This is a genomic window from Pseudoalteromonas sp. SG41-1, from assembly GCF_014164575.1.
GTDB classification, from domain to species: Bacteria; Pseudomonadota; Gammaproteobacteria; order Enterobacterales; family Alteromonadaceae; genus Pseudoalteromonas; species Pseudoalteromonas rhizosphaerae.
Genome location: NZ_JACJFL010000006.1, coordinates 98,619 through 118,316, shown reverse-complemented (window position 1 = coordinate 118,316; position 19,698 = coordinate 98,619). Strand labels below are relative to the sequence as shown.

The following is a 19,698-nucleotide window of genomic DNA, read 5'->3' as shown; positions in this document are numbered from 1 at the left end:
GCTCCTGTTCTATTTATAATTTATTTTTATTAAACCTTAAACTAAGTAAGGCAATTTCACAATTGAGCAATCACTCTAATTCGCAAATATTCCCACATTTTGTGCAAATATACAATTAACATGCACCAGTTTGCAGCATAAAGGCATGAATCTGCTGTAAACACTGCTCAGGGCTTTGCATATGACAGTGGTGGCCACCTTCAACTTCATTTACTATTAAGCTTTTGTAATAATTAGCATATTTATTTAAATTATCACTAATAAATTGATACCCTTCACTGCCTAGAATTAATTGGCACGGCACATTTATTTCGCTTATTACCGCTATGCATTGTTGCTCATCAAATCTAAAACCTGAATGATTTTTAAGCTTTGGATCAGTTCTTAGCAGCCATCCTTGTTTAGTTTCTCGTATATTTCTGTCCATCAAAAGTGCTATTAAATCCAAAGGTAAGTCACTTTGTACCGCTCGTGCTTGGTGTATTATTTGTTTTGACTCGTACTGTCGGGGTGCTTTTTTATTTACACGACGTCGATTCAAAATTGCATTTCTAAGCTGCTCGACCACTTTTTTACTGGGTGTTGTGACAACTCCCAGTCCTTCTATCATAGTGACCGTATTTACTTTATCAGGAAAACAGCTGGCAAAAAGACCAGCGGCCATTGCGCCCATAGAATGACCAACCAAGTGTACTTTATTAACCCCAAGTTGCTCGATTAAGTTATAAATATCATCAATGTAATCAATGAAATAATAGTGTGCATCGCTTCCACGCCAATCTGATAAACCATGTCCAGGAAAGTCCACACAATACCAAGTTGCAGTTAAGGTGTTATGTTCTAACATGGGTAAAAAACTATGACAATTATCAAGCCAACCATGTAATGCAATGACAACCTCTTTTCCTTGCCCAAATGTTAGGCCATGAAGTGTTAATGCGCCACTTTGAACTGAAAATGGATGCACTGCGTAATTCCCCTTTGTTTTTAGTTTGTTTAACGTAAAAGACATTTATTTATACTACATTGCGTATACAATGGCACTACATAATAAACAGGGTACAAAGATGAAGAAACAAATAAGCCTCTTGGCATTATTATGCTCAGCAAGTGCATACGCAGAGCAAGCACCAAAAAACATAATTTATATGATTGGTGATGGCATGGGCCCCGCTTATACTACAGCATATCGCTACTTTAAAGATGATCCGTCTACCAAAGAAATAGAAGGCACGGTGTTTGATACAATCCTTAAAGGCATGGCACATACTTACCCTGACGACCATACTTATGTAACTGACAGTGCTGCTGGCGCAACTGCTTTGAGCTCAGGCCATAAAAGCTATAATGGTGCAATTGCAGTTGATACCGATAAAAAACCGGTAAAAACAATGCTCGAAATTGCCAAACAAAAAGGCATGATCACCGCATTAGTTGCAACCTCACAAATCAATCATGCCACGCCTGCAAGCTTCGCTGCACATAATGAATCTCGTCGTAATTACGATGAAATTGCCAATGATTATATTGATAATAAAATTGCCGGAAAACTTCCCGTTGATTTAATGCTCGGTGGCGGTACTAAATATTACATCCGCGAAGACCGTAATTTAGTTGCAGAATTTAAGCAAGCGGGCTATCAATACAGTGATGACTTTAGTGCGTTAAAAGATATTAAGCAAATTCCTGCGCTGGGATTATTTGCTCCAGTTGGGCTTGACTTTGCGTTAGATAATAACCCAACACGCTTAGCACAAATGACCAATAAAGCGCTTGAGTTACTTAATGAAAATAACAAAAGTGGCTTTTTCGTGATGATCGAAGGCAGCCAAATTGATTGGTGTGGCCATGCCAATGATATTGCCTGTGCAATGGCGGAAATGGATGATTTTGCTAAATCAATCGAGCAAGCAAAAGCGTACGTTGATAAAAACCCGGATACCTTATTGGTGATCACCGCAGATCACTCAACAGGTGGTTTAACATTAGGTGCGCATGGTCAATATAAATGGGAAACCGAGGTAGTAAAAGGCGTGAAAGCCACAGCCGTTAAATTAACTAAATTAATGTCAGAGTCTGATGATTTAAAAGCTATTTGGACTGCTAACACGAATATAGAATACACTCCCGAAAACCAGATCAAGCTTGAACAGGCAAAAAAACTAGGCGATAAACCACTTAATCTTGCCATTAAAGATATTATCAGTAGAGCCAGCTTCACCGGTTGGACTACTGGCGGTCACACTGCTATTGATGTACAAGTATTTGCCTATGGTAAAGGTGCTGATAAATTTATCGGCTCACAAAACAATACTGATATTGCCGATAAACTGATCGGCTTTATTGAACAGCAGTAACGTTTAACTGGCATGTTGCTTTTCCTGAGGGTAGAGGCTAACTGCAACATTAAAGGTTAATTATAAAAAGCCCAGTCATAATGTATCTGGGCTTTTTTAATCACAGCTGGAGGTAAACTTTTGCCAAATACTGGCACATCAACACATAGTTAAATTACTGTCTAATTGTTAAGCGTAGATGTCCACACCAATTAAGTTTTGTACTTCAGCTCGGCGTTCTAAATTAGCAAACTCGGTGTAGGTTGAAATAGCACGACTTACTTTGGCTGTCGGTTGGTCATAAATCGTTTGTCGGTAACTAGGTTGGGCAGTGTCACTTTGTAACTTATCAGCCAGCGCAATACCTGCTTGGCTTGATTTAACAAACTCCGCAGACTGTTTATTATCAGCAGCAGATTGCTCCAATAACCCCTGAGGTTTATTAGTGTTGATCTGTCTTGAGGTAATTTTACCGGGTATGTCTCCCGAGTAAAACCCTGAGCCAATAGGTAGATTCAAAGTTGCGTCTCGTTACTTAGGTTATTAAATTATGTGCCAAATTTAATAACCTTGCAAGTTGCTTTATTAATCAGTTTATTCGCGTCCAGGTAATTTTTTCCAGGTTACTGTATCACGTACATATTTAGGTTGAGCTTGCGCAGCACTGACCGTACGTTGCGCACTGAAATCATCGCTAATTGTAGCCAACATAAAACCGGCATCAGGTAATATGATGTCGTTATTGATAGCAATTTGTGGGTTATCTGCCAGTGCCTCAGGGTATGTTTGCCAGCCAGTGCCCACTGCAATCCCTGGTTCGTCTGCAAGAGATAATAATGCGGGTTTTAATACTTGTTCGTCACCTTGTAAGGTCATCACACCATTATCACTGAGTCTGTAATGGGCAAAATATATTTCTCCCATACGCGCATCAATAGCACTAAATACACTTTTTTCACCGGTTTGTTGATAAGCTTGCTGCGCCATCATTTGCAGCGTTGACACACCAACTAGTGGCAGTTTACATGCATAAGCTAAGCCTTGCGCAATGGCGACACTAATACGCACGCCAGTGAAACTACCTGGGCCTTGGCCAAAACCAATAACATCTAAATCAGTTAAACGGCAATTTGCCTTAGCTAACAACTGATCAACCAACGGTAAGATTTTTTGACTATGCTGTTGCGGGCATACTTCAAAATGGTGAAATAACTGACCATTATAATTGAGCACTAAAGACAATGCTTCGGTAGAAGCGTCAAATGCTAATAGATTAATATCACTAGTACTGATTGCGTTATTCATGGTAATTATTTCTCTAGTTAATGTGTTCTAAAAATTCACTGGCCACTTGAAGGCTACGTGTGCGGCGCATCGGCGGCAAGCTTTTTAAAAAGACTTGGCCGTATTGGCGTGTCACTAAACGGTTATCGCAAATCACCAACACCCCTTTATCCTTACTATCTCGGATCAGTCGTCCAACGCCTTGTTTTAGTGCAATCACCGCTTGTGGCAATTGAATATAAGCAAAGGGATCATGTCCTTGTAATTGCGCATCTTGCATTTTAGCTTGGAGCAGTGGATCATCGGGTGCTGCAAAGGGTAACTTATCAATAATAACACAACTGAGTGTGCTACCCCTGACATCAACTCCTTCCCAAAACGACGCAGTACCTAATAATACGGCATTACCATGGCGGGTAAATTTTTCTAAAATAATACGTTTAGACATTTGCCCTTGCATATAAATAGGATAATCAATCTGAGTACTTAGCCCTTCGGCGACTAAATGCATCATCCGATAGCTGGTAAACAATACAAAGCAGCGCCCTTTTGCTGCTTTAATTAAATCGAGGGTAAGCTTAACAATCGCATGAGGCATATTCGCTGCATGTGTTTCAGGTAAATAACGCGGTAAACATAATAAGGCTTGCTGATAATAATCAAACGGACTATCAACCATCATACTTTTGGCAGGCTTAAGGCCAAGGCTTGCGTTAAAATGATCAAGTGCATTATCGACAGATAGAGTCGCTGAGGTGAATACAAAGCCAGCCCCCGTGTCTGCCATCATTTGCGCAAATTTAACTGATACGTTAAGCGGAGTTATATGTACGGTTAAATAGCGGCGTGTTGTTTCATACCAATAACTGTTACCTGTTTGGCTTATATCAAATACCCGCTCTAATTGCCCTTTAAAAGCTAAGGTACGCTCAAATGGGTGTTCTATTTTATCGCTACGGTCTAAACAATGTTTGAGTACTTGATACAAAAAGTCTAAATCGCTGATCACCCTATGTAACGCGGCGCAAATTTCTTTACTTGCCAGCATTTGTCGCCAATCACCTCGGCTACCATCTAAGCCAAATTGTAAGCGCAAGTCTGCAACACTGGTTTCAAGCTTATTTAAGGTTTTACCAAGTTGCAGCATATCCGGAATGTCAGAGCGATAAATTGCTCGTAAATCATTAATTAAGTCCACCAGCTTTTTAGTGCTGATACTCTCACCAAAGTAATCACTGGCAATTTCACTTAATTGGTGTGCTTCATCAAATATATATGCATCAGCTGTGGGAATGAGTTCAGCAAAGCCGGTATCTTTTACCGCCATGTCTGCAAAAAACAAATGATGGTTAACCACTACTATATCGGCATCCATCGCTTTTAAGCGGGCTTTGCGAATATAGCAATCTTGAAAATCAGGACACTCTTTACCTAAGCAGTTATCTGCAGTGGAGCTTACATAAGGTAATACTTTGGCATCTTCTTCGATACCAATACAATCAGCCAGATCACCGGTGTGCGTTTCACTGGCAAATTTAGCCACCATGGCCAATTGATGCATCACATCAGAATCATCGGTCGGTACATGGGCAACATGCTGATTAAGCCGATAAGTACATAGATAGTTACTGCGCCCTTTTAGCAGCGCGGTTTTTTTACTCGCACTAAGCGCTTTGACTAATTGTGGTAAATCACGGTGATATAATTGTTCTTGCAGCGCTTTCGTGCCGGTTGAAATTATTGTTTTACCTTTAGACTTTAGCGCAGGGGCTAAATAAGCGTAGGTTTTACCTGTACCAGTGCCCGCTTCAACCACTAATTGCGAGCGGTTTTTTAATGCATCACTCACCGCAACCGCCATATCGATCTGCGGTTGGCGAGGCGTATAACCATCTAGAGATTGCGCTAACGGGCCTGCTGCACTAAAAAGCTGTTTGATAATAACGATCGCTTTGCTAAAAATAATAGCGGGATTTTACGTAAGCATAGCCCCAAGGGCAAGTGAATACGCAAAGCAAATAGCAAAGGAGCAATGCCCCTTTGCTATTGTTATTATTGTGCGTTGATCGTTAAAGTAATACCACTTGCCGCAGTGTAACCTTGTAAATCAATATACCAAGCACCAGCTTGGGGATTGCTAATAGTACAGCTTTCATTATTACCATTTTTATAAGGTCGACATTGATATGTTGACGTTGATGACGGCGAACCGAAATTCACATACAGATCAGCATCCCCGCTACCACCTAAAATAGAAATATTTAACGACGCGTAACCCGCACTGATATTTTGACTAAAGCGAGTCCAACCTCCTGTTGCCACACTGACATTCGTCTCGGTACGATTAATCGGTGTCGGTACATTATTGTCACCATCATAACTACCCGTTAAGGAAACACCGGTAATAGCGCTCCATGCTTCAACCATGACATGATATGTACCTGATTGTATATTACTAATAGCGCATGCTTCATTACTGCTTGAATTAGTGCTGTTACAGTCAAAGTCTTGTAAAGTAGGCGGTGCGCCAAACTTAACGTATAGATCAGCATCGCCACTGCCACCTGCTGTAGTAAAGTTTAAATTACTACTTCCTGCAGGGACTGCTAAGGTATAAAAAACTTGCTCTTTAGCAAGCGCATTAATTCCAGACACTGTGACACCATTTTCCAGTTCATTGTCAGTGGGTGGTACTTCATAGCCGGCATTTTTAGCCAGTTCAGCTAAGTAGCTCACCGCAAGTTTGGCAAATTTACTCGCATGATCAGCATCAAAATTACTGTCGTTTGCAGTATGGATTAGCGGGTTAATATCAGCCATGCGCGACTCAAATGGCATTGAGGCGGCAAAGCCCTGCTGATACCACGAAGCATGATCTGAACAGCCATAACCACACTGATCAAAACCATAACTTAGGGTGGGTAAATAAGTATCGATCAATTGTCCCAAAAACTGATTTTGGCCGCTGTTAGTATAATCTGTCATCATCACAATATCATCGCTACTGCCATGATTACCGGTCATATCAAATTGCACCATACCTACCACATTTTTGCCCTGTGATTTATACGCCGTTGCAATCGCTTTTGAACCTCGCAGCCCTACTTCTTCAGCTGCAAAACCCATAATTTGGATTGTTCTTTGTGGTTGATAGTTATTATCTACGATTGCCCGAAGCACTTCCGACAAGACCGCAATACCGGAGGCATTATCATCCGCACCGGGCGCTCTACCATTACTAGGATTTGATTGATTAATTGAATCTAAATGACCGCCAACAATTACTATTTCATCCGCTTTTTCGCTGCCTTGAATAGTCACAATTACAGATGATTGCGACCAACTATGGCTAAAGTAATCAACACTAATATCAGCGCGGTTGCTCGCTAACTGTTGCCAATAATCTTTTAACCATTGAGATGCATCAACTCCACTTTGTACTGAGTAATAGCGATTATTAAAAGCACTCAACGAATTAACGGTATTGGTTAGATCATTAGGACTAATGTTATTGATCAGTGTCTGTACCGTTTGCGCATTATCTATTGTGTAGTTAATAGCCAAACTGTTGATTGACTGATTCTGTACTTTAGCTAATTGCTCAGTATAAAGCTGCGCCTCAAGCAATGATTCATGTGCTACAAAGCCACCGCAACGATGGTAATTGTCGTGCATAAATTCACTTAAATTAGCCACTTCAGCCTGTTTAATACGCATAAAATCAACAGAAGATAAGCTGGATGCTTGTGGAGCGAGGAGCTCTGTACTGTGTTTATGAGCTGTTTGGTTTAATTTGTAATGTTTAGCTGCTACAGGGTCAATACTTACCCAAATACTGTCAGGCTCTTGTGCTATTACCAGCTGACTTACCAATAATGACACTGTGCCAAGCAGGACGCTTGGTGCAAAGATATTCATAACAGTTTCCTTTTTTTCTGTGTTTACCCAAATTCAGACTCTGAAAATATAAGGGGAAAAAAGGGAGCGAATGCTCCCTTAGGTGAGGGATTAGTTAGCTGTTATTGTTAACGTTACGCCACTTGCCGCGCTGTAGCCTTGTAAATCAATATACCAAGTGCCCGCTTGTGGAGCAGTAATTTCGCAACTTTCGTTGTTACCATTTTTATATGGTCGACATTGATAAGACGATGTTGATGATGGCGAACCAAAATTAACATACAAGTCTGCATCACCAGAACCACCCGCTATAGCGACATTCAATGTTGAATAACCTGCGCTTAGTTCTTGACTAAAACGAGTCCAACCACCTGAGCTAACACTTACATTGGTTTCAGTACGGTTTATTGGTGTACTACCCGTATCACCGCCATCAAAACTCCCCGTGAGTGAAACGCCCGATATTTGGTTCCAGGCTTCAACCATTACATAGTAAGTACCTGCTTGAACATTGCTGATAGCACAGCTTTCAGTGCTGGTTGAAGTCGTGCTGTTACAGTCAAAACTATTTAGTGTTGGTCTTTGCGCAAATTTTACATACAAGTCCGCATCACCACTGCCACCTACCGTATTAAACTGCAAATTAGTGGCATTAGCTGGTACTTCTAAGGTAAAGAACAGTTGCTGTTTTTCTGTACCACTGATCCCAGTGCGTGGCACGCCATTGCTAAGTGGCTCGTCAATTGGTGGCTCTACTCCTCCACAACTACTGCCAGGGCTTAAATTTGACGTTACACCCACTGCCGCAAGTGCGCTTTGTACATCACCTGGGCTGTAATCTAAATCACATGCCGCATCCATTACGCCATTCCCTGCCAAGTCCCAATTGGTACTAGCGGTCCAATATAATTGGTTTGCACGCGCCATAACCTCAAAAGCTTTTCTAGTATCCCAACCAGCTTTAGTTGCTAAGTTATAGAATGCTTTATTAAATACACCGGAGCTGTAATGTACATCCATCCCAGAATAATAACTCGATTGGTTATCAATTGAACTACCATCTTGGGTCGGGTTATTCATGTAACGCAATGCACCATTGCCTTTGAAAATTTCTTGGCCAACTAACCAATCATTAGTGCCTAGCATATAAAACTCGGCAGCTTCACCAGCCATATCAGAAAACGCTTCATTCAAGCCGCCCGATTTCCCACTGTATACAAGCCCTGAATTTTGCTCAGTAAAACCATGGCTAACTTCATGAGCAGAAACATCTAAACTAACTAATGGATAAAAGGTATTTTGACCATCACCAAAAGTCATTGCTGATCCGTCCCAAAAAGCATTTTCATAATTACTGCCGTAATGAACACGCATTTGCAATTGAAAAGACAGCGGAGGAGAACCAATCCAGTCGTTATACATATTAAAAATGACATTACCAAAGTAGTGCGCGTCATTTAATGGCGAATAAGCGCCATTTATTTCCTTAAAGGTGTTTTCGGGGCAAGTAAAGGAATACGCTGAAGAGCCACTGGTGCCACCATTTAAATTAATGGTTTTAACATTTGCGTTATTCATGGTGCAAGTGTTGCCTGATTGCGACACATCTAAACTACTAAAATCAGTTCCGTAAATGTACTTTCCTGTTTTTAAATTTCCACCAGGGCCTGTAGCATTGGCATGTTGAAGGTTATCAAAGCTATGCAAAACCTCACCAGAATTCGCATCAATGATCTGATAAGGTCGAGAAGGATTAGCACCATAAGTAACATACGATACTTCATACACTAAATGTGCGACATGTTGCGCATCAAGCCAAATCGCTAAACGCGATTGTTCATTGTGTTTTTTAAGGCTTACTGATTTAGCCGCTGCCGGGGAGTTTTTTAACCCCTGTGTAATAGCCATTTTTTTACTGAGTTTTGGCATCACTGAGCTTATATCGCTACTAATATCATATACAGCAGCACCATGAGCGCGTTTTAATTGGCCATTATTATCAAACGTTAAACTCACAGTATCACCAATGACTGGTAATCCTTGATACTGTTGTTGATAACGCCGAGTCGTATCACCATTATTACTTTTTACTTCTTTTAATACGACTAACTCATTACCTGCATCCAAACCAACTAACTGGATTGGGCTTGCCATAAGTACCGATGATGCACTATTTTGCAAAGCTGTAGTTAGGGCTGCTTGCTCATTCAGATATTGTTTATTTGCAGCTACTGCACTTGATACTTGCGTTACCGCAAAAGCAGCAAGAGTTGCTAATGTGATTTTAGATAAATTCACGTTTACGCTCCATTTAAATTGTTATTTATTTAATATTTTTGTATTAAACCGGCACTACCCGTTCCCGATTCAGATTCAGCCTAGACTGTTTTTACTGAAATTGAAAATTAAACAAAAAATTAACAAATGCGAAAGCTGAAACACTCTAAAACAATGACTTAACCTTAAATTGTTAATTAAAAAACAAAAGAAACCCAGTAAATGTAAATATATGGATACATAAAATTAACATTTACTTGCATTTCATTTGTCTTTATTATTGGTAATGTATTAAATGTCATTTCTGCTCAGACCTATAACTGCAGTGATTATGTTGATTGACAACAGAGCTATATATGTAAATAGCAAACTGCAAATATTGACGATTAGCAAAGAAGCTATTGCGGTTTAAAAGCAGTAATGTCGATAAAGTCTCAAACAAAACCATCAATTAATTTCGTTGTTGCTACGTGAGTAGCAAAAACGCCTCTTAAAAGTGTAATTATCAGCATTGTCGCGGTGACATTTCAAAGTCTCAGGAGTAACATACCCGCGCGAAAGTACATTCCCTTTTGCTCATTCCAATATATTATTTAAGGTCAAACAATGAATGCTTGGTACCTCATTTGTTTTTTATCTGCATTAGCGATTTTTATCGCATTTGCTAACCAGTATATCCTCAAAATGCAAACCACTATTGCCATAACAACTGGCTCAGTAGTGATTTCATTGTTATTAATACTCGCGGTAAAATTATTGGGCGATTCAACCGCACTGGAGATTACACAAATAGTCTCAAGTATCGATTTTAATCAATTATTACTCAAAGGCATGCTCGGCTTTTTACTGTTTGCAGGCGCACTAGAAATTAACCTTGCGGCACTCAAAAAACAACGTTTTGAAATTACCGTACTGGTGTTATTTTCGACCTTAGCCTCCACCTTTATCATTGGCTTTTTAAGCTTTTACTTATTTGTCGCGTTAGGCTTTGCGGTGCCTTTTATCTATTGTTTATTGTTTGGTGCATTAATAAGTCCAACCGATCCAATTGCAGTGCTTGCAATTATTAAACAAATGCGTGCCCCTGAAGGCATTTCTGTGCAAGTTGAAGGTGAATCATTATTTAATGACGGTATTGGTTTAGTTATTTTTACCACTATTTTTGCCGTGGCTTTTCTCGACACTGAAGCCAGTGCAGCAGGCATTGCAGAGCTATTCTTTGTCGACGCACTGGGAGGGATTGCATTTGGTTTAGTGATTGCGTTAGTGGGTCATTATCTGATCATCAACAGTCGTGATGTAAATATTCGCTTGTTACTAACCTTAACTATACCGACAGCAGGATTCGCCGCTGCCAATATATGGGAAATATCTGGCGCACTGGCGATGGTAACTAGCGGTATATTGTTAGGTAATATAACCCGTACTAAAGCGACAGAGCGCACCGGGCCTGAAGACACTCGCTACGTAAAAGACTTTTGGCACGCCACCGATAGCTTTTTAAATGCGTTGTTGTTTTTGATTATCGGTATGCTAATTGTCACTATGCCCATCAGCCTAGCTGAAATTGGTTTAGGACTACTAATGGTGCCTGTAGTATTACTTGCTCGCTTTATCAGTGTTGGCGCACCGTTTGTGGTATTTAAGAAATTTAGAAAATACGACAAACACTCAGTTAAAATTTTAACCTGGGGCGGCCTGCGCGGTGGCCTTGCTTTAGCAATGGCTGCGGCAATTCCTCGTGATCAAGTATTTGTGGGCGGCTCTGATTTACATAACCTGCTTGTTATTGTTACCTACGTTGTGGTGATATTTTCGATTATTGTGCAAGGGCTCACTATTTCGCCGTTAATTCACAGTAGCATTAGTGCCAAACAACAAAACTAACATTTAAACTTACTTCTGGCGCCGCGAGCTAATGCTTACGGTGCTAGAATTAGTTATGCATTTCCTATGCATAAGATCCTATAAATATTACGCCCATGTGTCTAAATGGGTTTCGTCTTCCTCGTCTGTTTTGCGCTCTTTCTTAGCTGTTTCAAGCTTTTCTTTAGGCAGTAGTTCTTTGCGCTCCAACTGACGTTTTTGCCGCTTTTCACGTTCAATTCGCTGCGCGTTCGAATCTTTTAGCCCCGCAATATGAAAAGCGCCTTTCGACTCAAGTTGCAAACGAGTGATCTGCCCTAAATAAGGGATCATAATATCCATACGTTCCTCCTTTGGTTACTCTTATCATCGGCCGTTATAGCTTATTCTTTAATTTATGCAAAAAAAACTTGCCAGCTTCCCCACAAATGTGTTTTTCTATATGTGAAATTTACTTAAACAGATTAAACACTTTTGTTTACATGAAGCAATGATAAAACGAAAGTTATTTAGGATATATTATAATGCGCTTAAACCTGACAACAGTACATCATCACCACCATTCACCGGAATAACCTGTCAGGTCTTTCGCTGAGAGGTTATTCCTAAAAGGAACCTCTGGCGAGTCAACATACCATGATTCATTTTTCGCCCTGAGGTTCCCTCGGGGTTTTTAGTTTTTAAATTAAAGGAAAAATGAATAATGAGTAATAGCAACCGTCTACGTATCGCCATCCAAAAAGGTGGCCGCCTTTCTAAAGATTGCCAAGACTTACTAAAACAGCTAGGTGTTAAACTTAACTTGCGTGAGCAACGTTTGATTGCCCACTCAACCAATATGCCGATTGACGTACTACGTGTGCGCGATGACGATATACCCGGTCTGGTAATGGACGGCGTGTGTGATTTAGGCATAGTAGGCGAAAACGTACTCGTTGAAGTACAAGCTGAGCGCCAGCGCCAAGGCGTACCAAGTGAAGTAACTAAATTGTCTAAACTTGATTTTGGCTACTGTCGCCTTGCACTTGCATGGCCGTCAGAACTTGGCAAGCAAGATAAAAGCTGGTTTGAAGGCAAACGCATTGCTACCACCTACCCTGAAATCTTAACTCAATACTTAAAGCGTGAAGGCATAAACGCCAGCACAGTAATGCTGACTGGCTCTGTAGAAGTCGCACCACGTGCAGGACTTGCAGATGCAATTTGTGATTTAGTATCTACCGGTGCCACACTTGAAGCCAACGGCCTTATGCAAGGCGATACTATTTTAGAATCAAACGCCTGCCTTATCCAAAATAAAGACTTACAAGATGCTGACAAACTAGCACTTATCAACAAACTTATGCCACGCTTACGCGGCGTGAGACAAGCCAAAGAAAGCAAATACATCATGCTGCACGCGCCAAAAGATAAACTGGATGAAATTTGCGATATTTTACCAGGCTCTGGCCAACCAACGGTATTAGCTCTTGCTGGCTCTGATGAGTACGTAGCCCTGCACATGGTGAGCAGTGAAACATTATTTTGGGAAACAATGGAGCAATTAAAAGCGCTAGGCGCCAACTCTATCCTCGTTATGCCAATTGAAAAAATGATGGAGTAAGTCAATGTTGCGCTGGAATGAGGTTTCCAAAGATGCACAAGCAGCGGCGCTAATGCGCCCTGCTGTTAGTGCAAGTGTGGAAGTAGAAGCTATTTGCCAAGCTATTATGGCAAGCGTAAAAGAGCAAGGCGACACAGCCTTACTCGACATGGCTAAGCAATATGATAACCGCGAAAATCCGCGCTTATTAGTGCCGCAAAGTGAGATCAATGTCGCTGAGCAGCAGTTAAGCGCTGAGCTTAAATACGCGATAGACACGGCCTACGCTAATGTAAAACGTTTTCACCAAGCACAGCTACCCAAAGATATTAAATTGTCGACTCAGCCCGGTGTGTTATGTGAACTAAAATACCAAGCCATTGAAGCCGTTGGAATATATGTGCCAGGTGGCAGTGCGCCATTGCCTTCATCAGTGATCATGCAAGGTGTACTGGCGCAGCTAAGTGGAGCGACAACCGTAGTGTTAGCAACACCGGTGCAAGGTGATTTACCGATAAACCCAGCAATTTTATATGCGGCTAAACTATGCGGTATCAAAACAATCGTAGAAAGTGGCGGCGCAGGTGCAATCGCCGCAATGGCTTATGGTACAGACTCAGTGCCCAAGGTGAATAAAATTTTTGGCCCGGGTAACAGCTTTGTGACTATGGCTAAACAACTAGTAGCTCAGACCATACCAGGCATGGCGATCGATATGCCTGCGGGCCCGTCTGAGGTGTTAGTGATTGCCGATGAGCGCGCAAACCCTGAATTTATTGCCGCTGATTTATTATCTCAAGCTGAGCACGGCGCTGATTCGCAAGTAATTTTACTGTGTAACAGTGAACGTATGATTGCCCGCACCGAGCAAGCTATTGAACGCCAATTAGCCAAACTATCGCGTCAAGATATTGCCGCAAAAGCATTGGCTAATTCATCGCTTATTTTGGTTGATTCAATCGAGCAAGCATTTGCTGTATCAGCACAATACGGCCCTGAACACTTAATACTGCAACTGGCTGATGCCAACCCATATTTAAACAAAGTTAAAAATGCAGGATCTGTGTTTGTGGGTGACTACACGCCAGAATCTGCTGGTGATTATGCCTCTGGTACTAATCACGTATTACCAACCTATGGCTACAGTGCCACTTATTCAAGCTTAAACTTACTTGATTTTTTTCGCACTTATACCGTACAAACCATTACTCAAAATGGTTTAAAAAACTTATCAAAAGCAATTTTACCATTGGCTGATGCAGAAGGACTTGATGCCCACGCAAATGCCGTTAAGGTGCGTTTAGAGGCGATGAACAATGAGCAATAACCCTTTATTACCGGCCAATATTGATGCATTAGCAGCATATAGCTCGGCAAAAAGTGAGAAACTAACCGGCACAACGTGGCTTAATGCAAATGAAAGCCCGTATGTTAAAAGTATCGATATCAGCATTAATGATTTAAATCGCTACCCTGATCCGCAGCCTATGAATGTTATTAACCGCTATGCTGATTACGCAGGACTCACTGCTGAACAAGTACTTATGACCCGTGGTGCGGATGAAGGTATTGAGCTACTGGTACGCACCTATTGCCAACCAGAGCAAGATTCTGTTGCTTTATTTTTACCTACGTACGGCATGTACAAAGTCACCGCCGACACTCACAACGTAGCAATAAATGGCTTAAGCCAAGCATTATTATTCGATGGTACTGTTGATCAAATAATCAACGCTGTTGGTAATAGCAAATTAGTGTTTATTTGTAATCCAAATAACCCAACAGGCAGCTTAACACCGCTTGAAAAAATAAAGGCTATTGCAACAGCACTTGCCGATAAAGCACTGGTCGTTGTGGATGAAGCTTATATTGAATTTTGCCCAGAGCAAAGTGCAAGCAAACTCATCAACGAATTTGCCAACATAGTAGTACTGAGAACGCTCTCTAAAGCATTTGCGTTAGCAGGCCTGCGTACAGGCTTTACTCTTGCCCAATCGTCAGTACTAGCGCCAATCCGTAAAGTGATTGCACCGTATCCGGTATCAACGGTAGTGGCAAGCATTGCTGCAAATGCACTCAGCCCAGATGCCATTACTTCAATGCGTCGCCAAGTAAGTATTTTAAATGCACTAAGGGCAAAGCTAAAGCTGTGGCTCGAAGCCTCCCCTGCCGTATTACAAGTGCTCAGTGGCGAAGGAAACTTTGTCACTCTAAAGCTCGCCGATAAAAACAGCTTTAATATCGCACTTGAGCAAGGCTTAGTTATGCGTGCTTTTACTTTATACGGCGAAAACGATTGGCTACGTATTTCAATCGGCAGTGAGCAAGAACTAGAACAAGTAAAAATATGGTTAGATGGCCTAAGCCAATCAGCCACTTTTAAAGAGCAGGAAGTATCATGAGCAACCCGTATTTATTTATCGACCGTGATGGCACTATTATTGAAGAGCCAATCACCGACAAGCAAGTAGACAGTCTTGAAAAGTTAGCGTTTTTACCAAACGTGATCCCTGCTCTTTTGCAATTACAAGGCGCAGGCTATCGTTTAGTGATGGTGTCAAACCAAGATGGCTTAGGCACTGACAGCTTTCCAACGGCTGATTTTGATATTGCCCAAGATAAGATGATGGCTATTTTATCAAGCCAAGGCATTAAATTTGACGACGTATTAATTTGCCCACACTTTAATGAGCAAAATTGTGATTGTCGTAAGCCAAAAACAGGGTTGCTTACCGAGTTAATGCGCTCAGGTAAAGTCGATTTAGCACGCTCATTTGTGATTGGCGATCGCCAAACAGATATTGGCCTTGCACAAAACTTGTGTTGTGAAGGTATTTTGTATGACGGTGATTGGAATGCAATTGTCACTAAACTTACCACCGCTGATCGACAAGGCCGCGTGACTCGCAACACTAAAGAAACGCAAATTGATGTAAAACTCAATTTAGATCAAAGTAAAAATGGCGAGATCAGCACTGGCCTAGGCTTTTTTGATCACATGCTTGATCAAATTCGCACCCATGCCAATATTGGCCTTGATATTCAAGCAAGCGGCGACTTGCACATTGACGAGCACCACCTTGTTGAAGATATCGGCATTGCCCTTGGTTTAGCGCTTAAACAAGCCCTTGGTACTAAATCACAAATTGCTCGCTATGGTTTTGCCCTACCGATGGATGAATGCAAAGCAGAGGCACAAATTGACTTGTCAGGTCGTGCTTCGTTTGTATTAAACGCTAACTTTAGCCGTGAAAAAGCCGGTGATTTAGATGTACAAATGGTTGAACACTTTTTCAAAAGCTTAAGCGACAATGCAGCGATCAGCTTAATATTGTCGGTTAGCGACGGTAACTGCCATCACCAAGTTGAAGGTTTATTTAAAGCGTTTTCTCGCGCTTTACGTATGGCCATTGCCGCTGATGCCAGCCAACAAACAGCCAGCTCTAAGGGGTGTTTATGATTGCCATAATTAACACCGGTTGTGCCAACATAAACTCTGTACGCTTTGCTTTTGAGCGCTTAGGGCAAACGCCAGAAGTTATCACCTCACCAGAGCAACTTAAAAACTTTGAACGCGCTATTTTACCAGGTGTTGGCCATGCATCTGTTGCTATGAAGCGCTTGGTAGAAGGCGGTTGGCAACAGGCAATCAATGAATACCAACGCCCTCTGATGGGGATTTGTTTAGGCATGCAGTTACTGTGCGAAAGCACTGAAGAAGGTAATGTGCAATGCCTTGGCAAAATACCTGGGCACGTTAAAGCACTTGATGTGGGTAGTTTAACGTCTCCGCACATGGGTTGGAATAACCTCACCGTTAATCGTGAACATGCTTTAACCAAAGGCCTTGATGCAAACAAGCAAGTATATTTTGTGCATAGTTTTGCTCATACCGTGAATGATGCAACATTGGTTAGTGGCGAATACGGGCAAACCTTCTCAGCGATTGTTGCCAACGATAACTACGCGGGTATGCAATTTCACCCTGAACGTAGCGCTAAAGTCGGCACTCAGTTATTGCAGAACTTTTTAGACTGGCAGCTATAAATAAAGCGTATCAACACAAATTAATAAAGAGAATTCAAGTGATTATTCCAGCATTAGATGTATTACAAAATCAAATTGTGCGCTTATATCAAGGTAAATACGATACTGCACAGTTTTACCCGTTTGAGCTTGGTGCGCGCTTACAAGAGTATGCACAAAGCGGCGCAGGTAAATTACACCTTGTTGATTTAGAAGGCGCACGCGATCCTAATAAAAAACAATGGCAACACATTCAAGCAGCCACCAAAGTACTTAACGTACCGTATCAAGTTGGTGGCGGTATTCGTACTGAACAAGACGTAAGCGACTGGCTTAAAGCCGGTGCTAACCAAGTAGTAATTGGCTCTATGGCGGTTGAAAAACGTGATGAAGTAAAAAGCTGGATTGAAAAATTTGGTGCCAAGCACTTTGTTATCGCCCTCGACGTTAATAAAACCGACAATGGCTGGGCACCTGCCACCCACGGTTGGTTAAGTGAATCAGAATTCGGCTTATTTGAATTAGTCGATTTTTATGTAGCACTGGGTGTAATTGATTTTTTATGCACGGACATCAGTAAAGACGGCACCATGACTGGTCCTTCGTTTGCATTATATGAAGACTTAATAAAACACAACAGCAATATTAAAGTACAAGCATCTGGGGGTGTAAGCTCGCTTGATGACATTAAAAAGCTCAAAGAGCTTGGTGTAGGCGGTGTTATTTTAGGTAAGTCACTGCTTGATGGCGCATTTAATGTAGAGGAGGCGTTGGCATGTTATCAAAACGCATAATCCCGTGTTTAGACGTTAAAGACGGCCAAGTAGTCAAAGGCGTTAAATTTAAAGGCCACGAAGTGGTTGGCGACATATTAACAATGGCTAAAGCGTATAGCGAAGCTGGTGCTGACGAACTGGTATTTTATGAAATTAGCGCCAGTGTTGAAAAACGCCTTCTCGATGTAAACTGGGTAGAGAGCATAGCACGTCATATTGATATTCCATTTTGTGTTGCAGGTGGTATTAAATCAGTGGCTGATGCAGCACGCGTATTAGAACGCGGCGCTGATAAAATCAGTATAAACAGCCCTGCTATTGCCCGTCCTGAGCTTATCAAAGAACTACATGATGAGTTTGGTAAACAATGTGTCGTTGTCGGCATTGATAGCTTTTACGATGAAGTAACTGGCGAATATTTAGTGTATCAGCTTACTGGCGATCCTAATGCGTCAAGCCGCACCCGTTATAAAACCGAAGAATGGGTAAAACGCGTGCAAGACTTAGGCGCAGGCGAAATCGTACTCAACTGCATGAACCAAGATGGCGTACGCAATGGCTACGATAACCAGCAGCTGTCTAAAATGCGTGCTTTGTGTGATATTCCACTTATCGCCTCAGGTGGTGCTGGCACCATGCAAGATTTTGTCGATGTATTTAAACAAAGCCACGTTGATGGCGCACTGGCAGCCAGCGTATTTCACAAAAATGTGATCAACATCGGCGAATTAAAACAATATTTAATAGATAACCAAGTGGCGGCGCGACTATGCAACTAACCAAACAAAACCTTACCCAAGTTGATTTTGCTAAAAGCGAATTGATCCCTGCCATCGTGCAAGATGCCCGTACTGGGGTTATTTTAATGCAAGGCTTTATGAATCAAGAATCGCTGGAAGTCACCTTTGAAAAGCAAAAAGTGACGTTTTACTCGCGTTCAAAAAATCGTTTATGGACCAAAGGCGAAACCTCTGAGAATTACTTAGAAGTAGTGTCTGTCCATACTGATTGCGACTATGACTCTATTTTAGTGCTGGCTAACCCGCTTGGGCCAACTTGTCACTTAGGCACACAAAGTTGTTTTGGTGATGCTGCAAAACCAAGCCTAAGCTTCTTAGCGCAGCTTGAGCAAGTAATTGTATCGCGTAAAAACGACGACCCTGAAAAAAGCTACACCGCCTCTTTGTTTGCTAAAGATTTAAGCCGCAGTTGTCAAAAAGTGGGTGAAGAAGGCGTTGAGGTCGCTTTAGCTGCAATGAAACATGATAACGAAGAGCTAACCAACGAATCAGCTGATTTGTTATATCACTTAATCGTATTGCTACAGCGCCAAGGCCTAGAGCTACAAGACGTCGTTGCATGTTTGCAAGGAAGACATAAGTAACTATTAATTAAAATACTAATTAAGCGCTGAGTTATACTTAGCGCTTTTTAAATATAGTTAAGGAATGAACTCAAAAACATTGCTTAGTGCCGTGTCCGGTTTTAGTGCTGAGGATCATTATCTATAATAGAATAACTTTGCTATAGTATAAATTATTTGTAAATTCGCTATTGGAGGTTGCGACTCAATCAAATTCAATAAAATATTGCGCGGCAACTTCTTATACCGCAGGAATTTTTCTGTTTTTCAATCCTTCATACAATTAAGCTT

The 19,698-nt window shown here is 41.4% G+C and carries 17 protein-coding genes; 10 read left to right on the top strand and 7 right to left on the bottom strand.

Annotation, left to right across the window (positions count from 1 at the left end; genetic code table 11):
* Positions 1–115: 115 nt before the first annotated feature.
* The gene (locus H5203_RS06475) at positions 116–967 is read right to left on the bottom strand and encodes an alpha/beta fold hydrolase (protein ID WP_182819520.1); all 852 of its coding nucleotides are present in this window, start codon (positions 965–967) and stop codon (positions 116–118) included.
* A gap of 100 nt (positions 968–1,067) precedes the next feature.
* Here H5203_RS06475 and H5203_RS06470 point away from each other — a divergent pair, with 100 nt between their 5' ends.
* On the top strand, positions 1,068–2,357 hold the full coding sequence (locus tag H5203_RS06470; protein ID WP_182819509.1) for an alkaline phosphatase: 1,290 nt from the start codon (positions 1,068–1,070) through the stop codon (positions 2,355–2,357).
* Between the two features lie 168 nt (positions 2,358–2,525).
* On the opposite strand, the gene H5203_RS06465 is transcribed toward H5203_RS06470, so the two are convergent.
* The 5 genes from H5203_RS06465 to H5203_RS06445 form a co-directional block, all read right to left on the bottom strand.
* On the bottom strand, positions 2,526–2,855 hold the full coding sequence (locus H5203_RS06465) for a hypothetical protein (protein ID WP_149980212.1): 330 nt from the start codon (positions 2,853–2,855) through the stop codon (positions 2,526–2,528).
* Positions 2,856–2,930: 75 nt separating this feature from the next.
* Positions 2,931–3,641 carry a tRNA (adenosine(37)-N6)-threonylcarbamoyltransferase complex dimerization subunit type 1 TsaB gene (gene tsaB / locus H5203_RS06460; protein WP_182718779.1) on the bottom strand — a complete coding sequence of 237 codons (711 nt, stop codon included), beginning with the start codon at positions 3,639–3,641 and terminating at the stop codon, positions 2,931–2,933.
* 13 nt (positions 3,642–3,654) lie between these two features.
* The gene (locus H5203_RS06455; protein ID WP_220491309.1) at positions 3,655–5,481 is read right to left on the bottom strand and encodes an ATP-dependent DNA helicase; all 1,827 of its coding nucleotides are present in this window, start codon (positions 5,479–5,481) and stop codon (positions 3,655–3,657) included.
* Positions 5,482–5,672: 191 nt separating this feature from the next.
* Complete coding sequence (locus H5203_RS06450) at positions 5,673–7,538, bottom strand: M28 family metallopeptidase (RefSeq protein ID WP_182734182.1); 1,866 nt, start codon at positions 7,536–7,538, stop codon at positions 5,673–5,675.
* A gap of 90 nt (positions 7,539–7,628) precedes the next feature.
* Entirely contained in the window at positions 7,629–9,815 is a 2,187-nt protein-coding gene (locus H5203_RS06445; protein WP_182760406.1) for a M4 family metallopeptidase, read from the bottom strand.
* Between the two features lie 585 nt (positions 9,816–10,400).
* On the opposite strand from H5203_RS06445, the gene H5203_RS06440 reads away from it, so the two are divergent.
* Positions 10,401–11,681, top strand: a complete 1,281-nt coding sequence (locus H5203_RS06440; protein ID WP_182819508.1) for a sodium:proton antiporter — start codon at positions 10,401–10,403, stop codon at positions 11,679–11,681.
* 87 nt (positions 11,682–11,768) lie between these two features.
* Here the strand turns inward: H5203_RS06440 and H5203_RS06435 are convergent, their stop codons facing one another.
* The gene (locus H5203_RS06435) at positions 11,769–12,002 is read right to left on the bottom strand and encodes a hypothetical protein (protein WP_149980207.1); all 234 of its coding nucleotides are present in this window, start codon (positions 12,000–12,002) and stop codon (positions 11,769–11,771) included.
* Between the two features lie 361 nt (positions 12,003–12,363).
* On the opposite strand from H5203_RS06435, the gene hisG reads away from it, so the two are divergent.
* Genes hisG through hisIE form a run of 8 tightly spaced genes read left to right on the top strand, consistent with a single transcriptional unit; the run spans position 12,364 to position 19,428 of the window.
* A complete protein-coding gene (hisG, locus tag H5203_RS06430) occupies positions 12,364–13,263 on the top strand; it encodes an ATP phosphoribosyltransferase (protein WP_145235723.1) in 900 nt (299 codons plus the stop codon).
* 4 nt (positions 13,264–13,267) lie between these two features.
* Positions 13,268–14,569 (top strand): histidinol dehydrogenase, encoded by a 1,302-nt coding sequence (gene hisD, locus H5203_RS06425; RefSeq protein WP_145235726.1) that lies wholly within the window; start codon positions 13,268–13,270, stop codon positions 14,567–14,569.
* Positions 14,559–15,644 carry a histidinol-phosphate transaminase gene (gene hisC / locus H5203_RS06420; protein WP_182734178.1) on the top strand — a complete coding sequence of 362 codons (1,086 nt, stop codon included), beginning with the start codon at positions 14,559–14,561 and terminating at the stop codon, positions 15,642–15,644. The genes hisD and hisC overlap by 11 nt, the downstream gene beginning before the upstream one ends.
* A complete protein-coding gene (gene hisB / locus H5203_RS06415) occupies positions 15,641–16,702 on the top strand; it encodes a bifunctional histidinol-phosphatase/imidazoleglycerol-phosphate dehydratase HisB (RefSeq protein WP_145235732.1) in 1,062 nt (353 codons plus the stop codon). Before hisC ends, hisB begins: the two co-directional genes overlap by 4 nt.
* Entirely contained in the window at positions 16,699–17,289 is a 591-nt protein-coding gene (gene hisH, locus H5203_RS06410; protein ID WP_149980203.1) for an imidazole glycerol phosphate synthase subunit HisH, read from the top strand. The genes hisB and hisH overlap by 4 nt, the downstream gene beginning before the upstream one ends.
* A 38-nt stretch (positions 17,290–17,327) precedes the next feature.
* Positions 17,328–18,062 (top strand): 1-(5-phosphoribosyl)-5-[(5-phosphoribosylamino)methylideneamino] imidazole-4-carboxamide isomerase, encoded by a 735-nt coding sequence (locus tag H5203_RS06405; protein WP_149980202.1) that lies wholly within the window; start codon positions 17,328–17,330, stop codon positions 18,060–18,062.
* On the top strand, positions 18,044–18,823 hold the full coding sequence (gene hisF / locus H5203_RS06400) for an imidazole glycerol phosphate synthase subunit HisF (RefSeq protein WP_182732287.1): 780 nt from the start codon (positions 18,044–18,046) through the stop codon (positions 18,821–18,823). Before H5203_RS06405 ends, hisF begins: the two co-directional genes overlap by 19 nt.
* Positions 18,814–19,428: a bifunctional phosphoribosyl-AMP cyclohydrolase/phosphoribosyl-ATP diphosphatase HisIE gene (hisIE, locus tag H5203_RS06395; RefSeq protein WP_145235744.1), complete on the top strand. Its 615-nt coding sequence runs from the start codon at positions 18,814–18,816 to the stop codon at positions 19,426–19,428. The genes hisF and hisIE overlap by 10 nt, the downstream gene beginning before the upstream one ends.
* The last annotated feature ends 270 nt before the right edge of the window (positions 19,429–19,698 follow it).

Bases quoted from the DNA above. Each gene is read 5' to 3' on its own strand.
- H5203_RS06470 (WP_182819509.1), top strand. From the start codon at position 1,068: ATGAAGAAACAAATAAGCCTCTTGGCATTATTATGCTCAGCAAGTGCA.
- tsaB (WP_182718779.1), bottom strand. From the start codon at position 3,641: ATGAATAACGCAATCAGTACTAGTGATATTAATCTATTAGCATTTGAC.
- H5203_RS06455 (WP_220491309.1), bottom strand. From the start codon at position 5,481: ATGGCGGTTGCGGTGAGTGATGCATTAAAAAACCGCTCGCAATTAGTG.
- H5203_RS06450 (WP_182734182.1), bottom strand. From the start codon at position 7,538: ATGAATATCTTTGCACCAAGCGTCCTGCTTGGCACAGTGTCATTATTG.
- H5203_RS06440 (WP_182819508.1), top strand. From the start codon at position 10,401: ATGAATGCTTGGTACCTCATTTGTTTTTTATCTGCATTAGCGATTTTT.
- H5203_RS06435 (WP_149980207.1), bottom strand. From the start codon at position 12,002: ATGGATATTATGATCCCTTATTTAGGGCAGATCACTCGTTTGCAACTT.
- hisG (WP_145235723.1), top strand. From the start codon at position 12,364: ATGAGTAATAGCAACCGTCTACGTATCGCCATCCAAAAAGGTGGCCGC.
- hisD (WP_145235726.1), top strand. From the start codon at position 13,268: ATGTTGCGCTGGAATGAGGTTTCCAAAGATGCACAAGCAGCGGCGCTA.
- hisC (WP_182734178.1), top strand. From the start codon at position 14,559: ATGAGCAATAACCCTTTATTACCGGCCAATATTGATGCATTAGCAGCA.
- hisB (WP_145235732.1), top strand. From the start codon at position 15,641: ATGAGCAACCCGTATTTATTTATCGACCGTGATGGCACTATTATTGAA.
- hisH (WP_149980203.1), top strand. From the start codon at position 16,699: ATGATTGCCATAATTAACACCGGTTGTGCCAACATAAACTCTGTACGC.
- hisF (WP_182732287.1), top strand. From the start codon at position 18,044: ATGTTATCAAAACGCATAATCCCGTGTTTAGACGTTAAAGACGGCCAA.
- hisIE (WP_145235744.1), top strand. From the start codon at position 18,814: ATGCAACTAACCAAACAAAACCTTACCCAAGTTGATTTTGCTAAAAGC.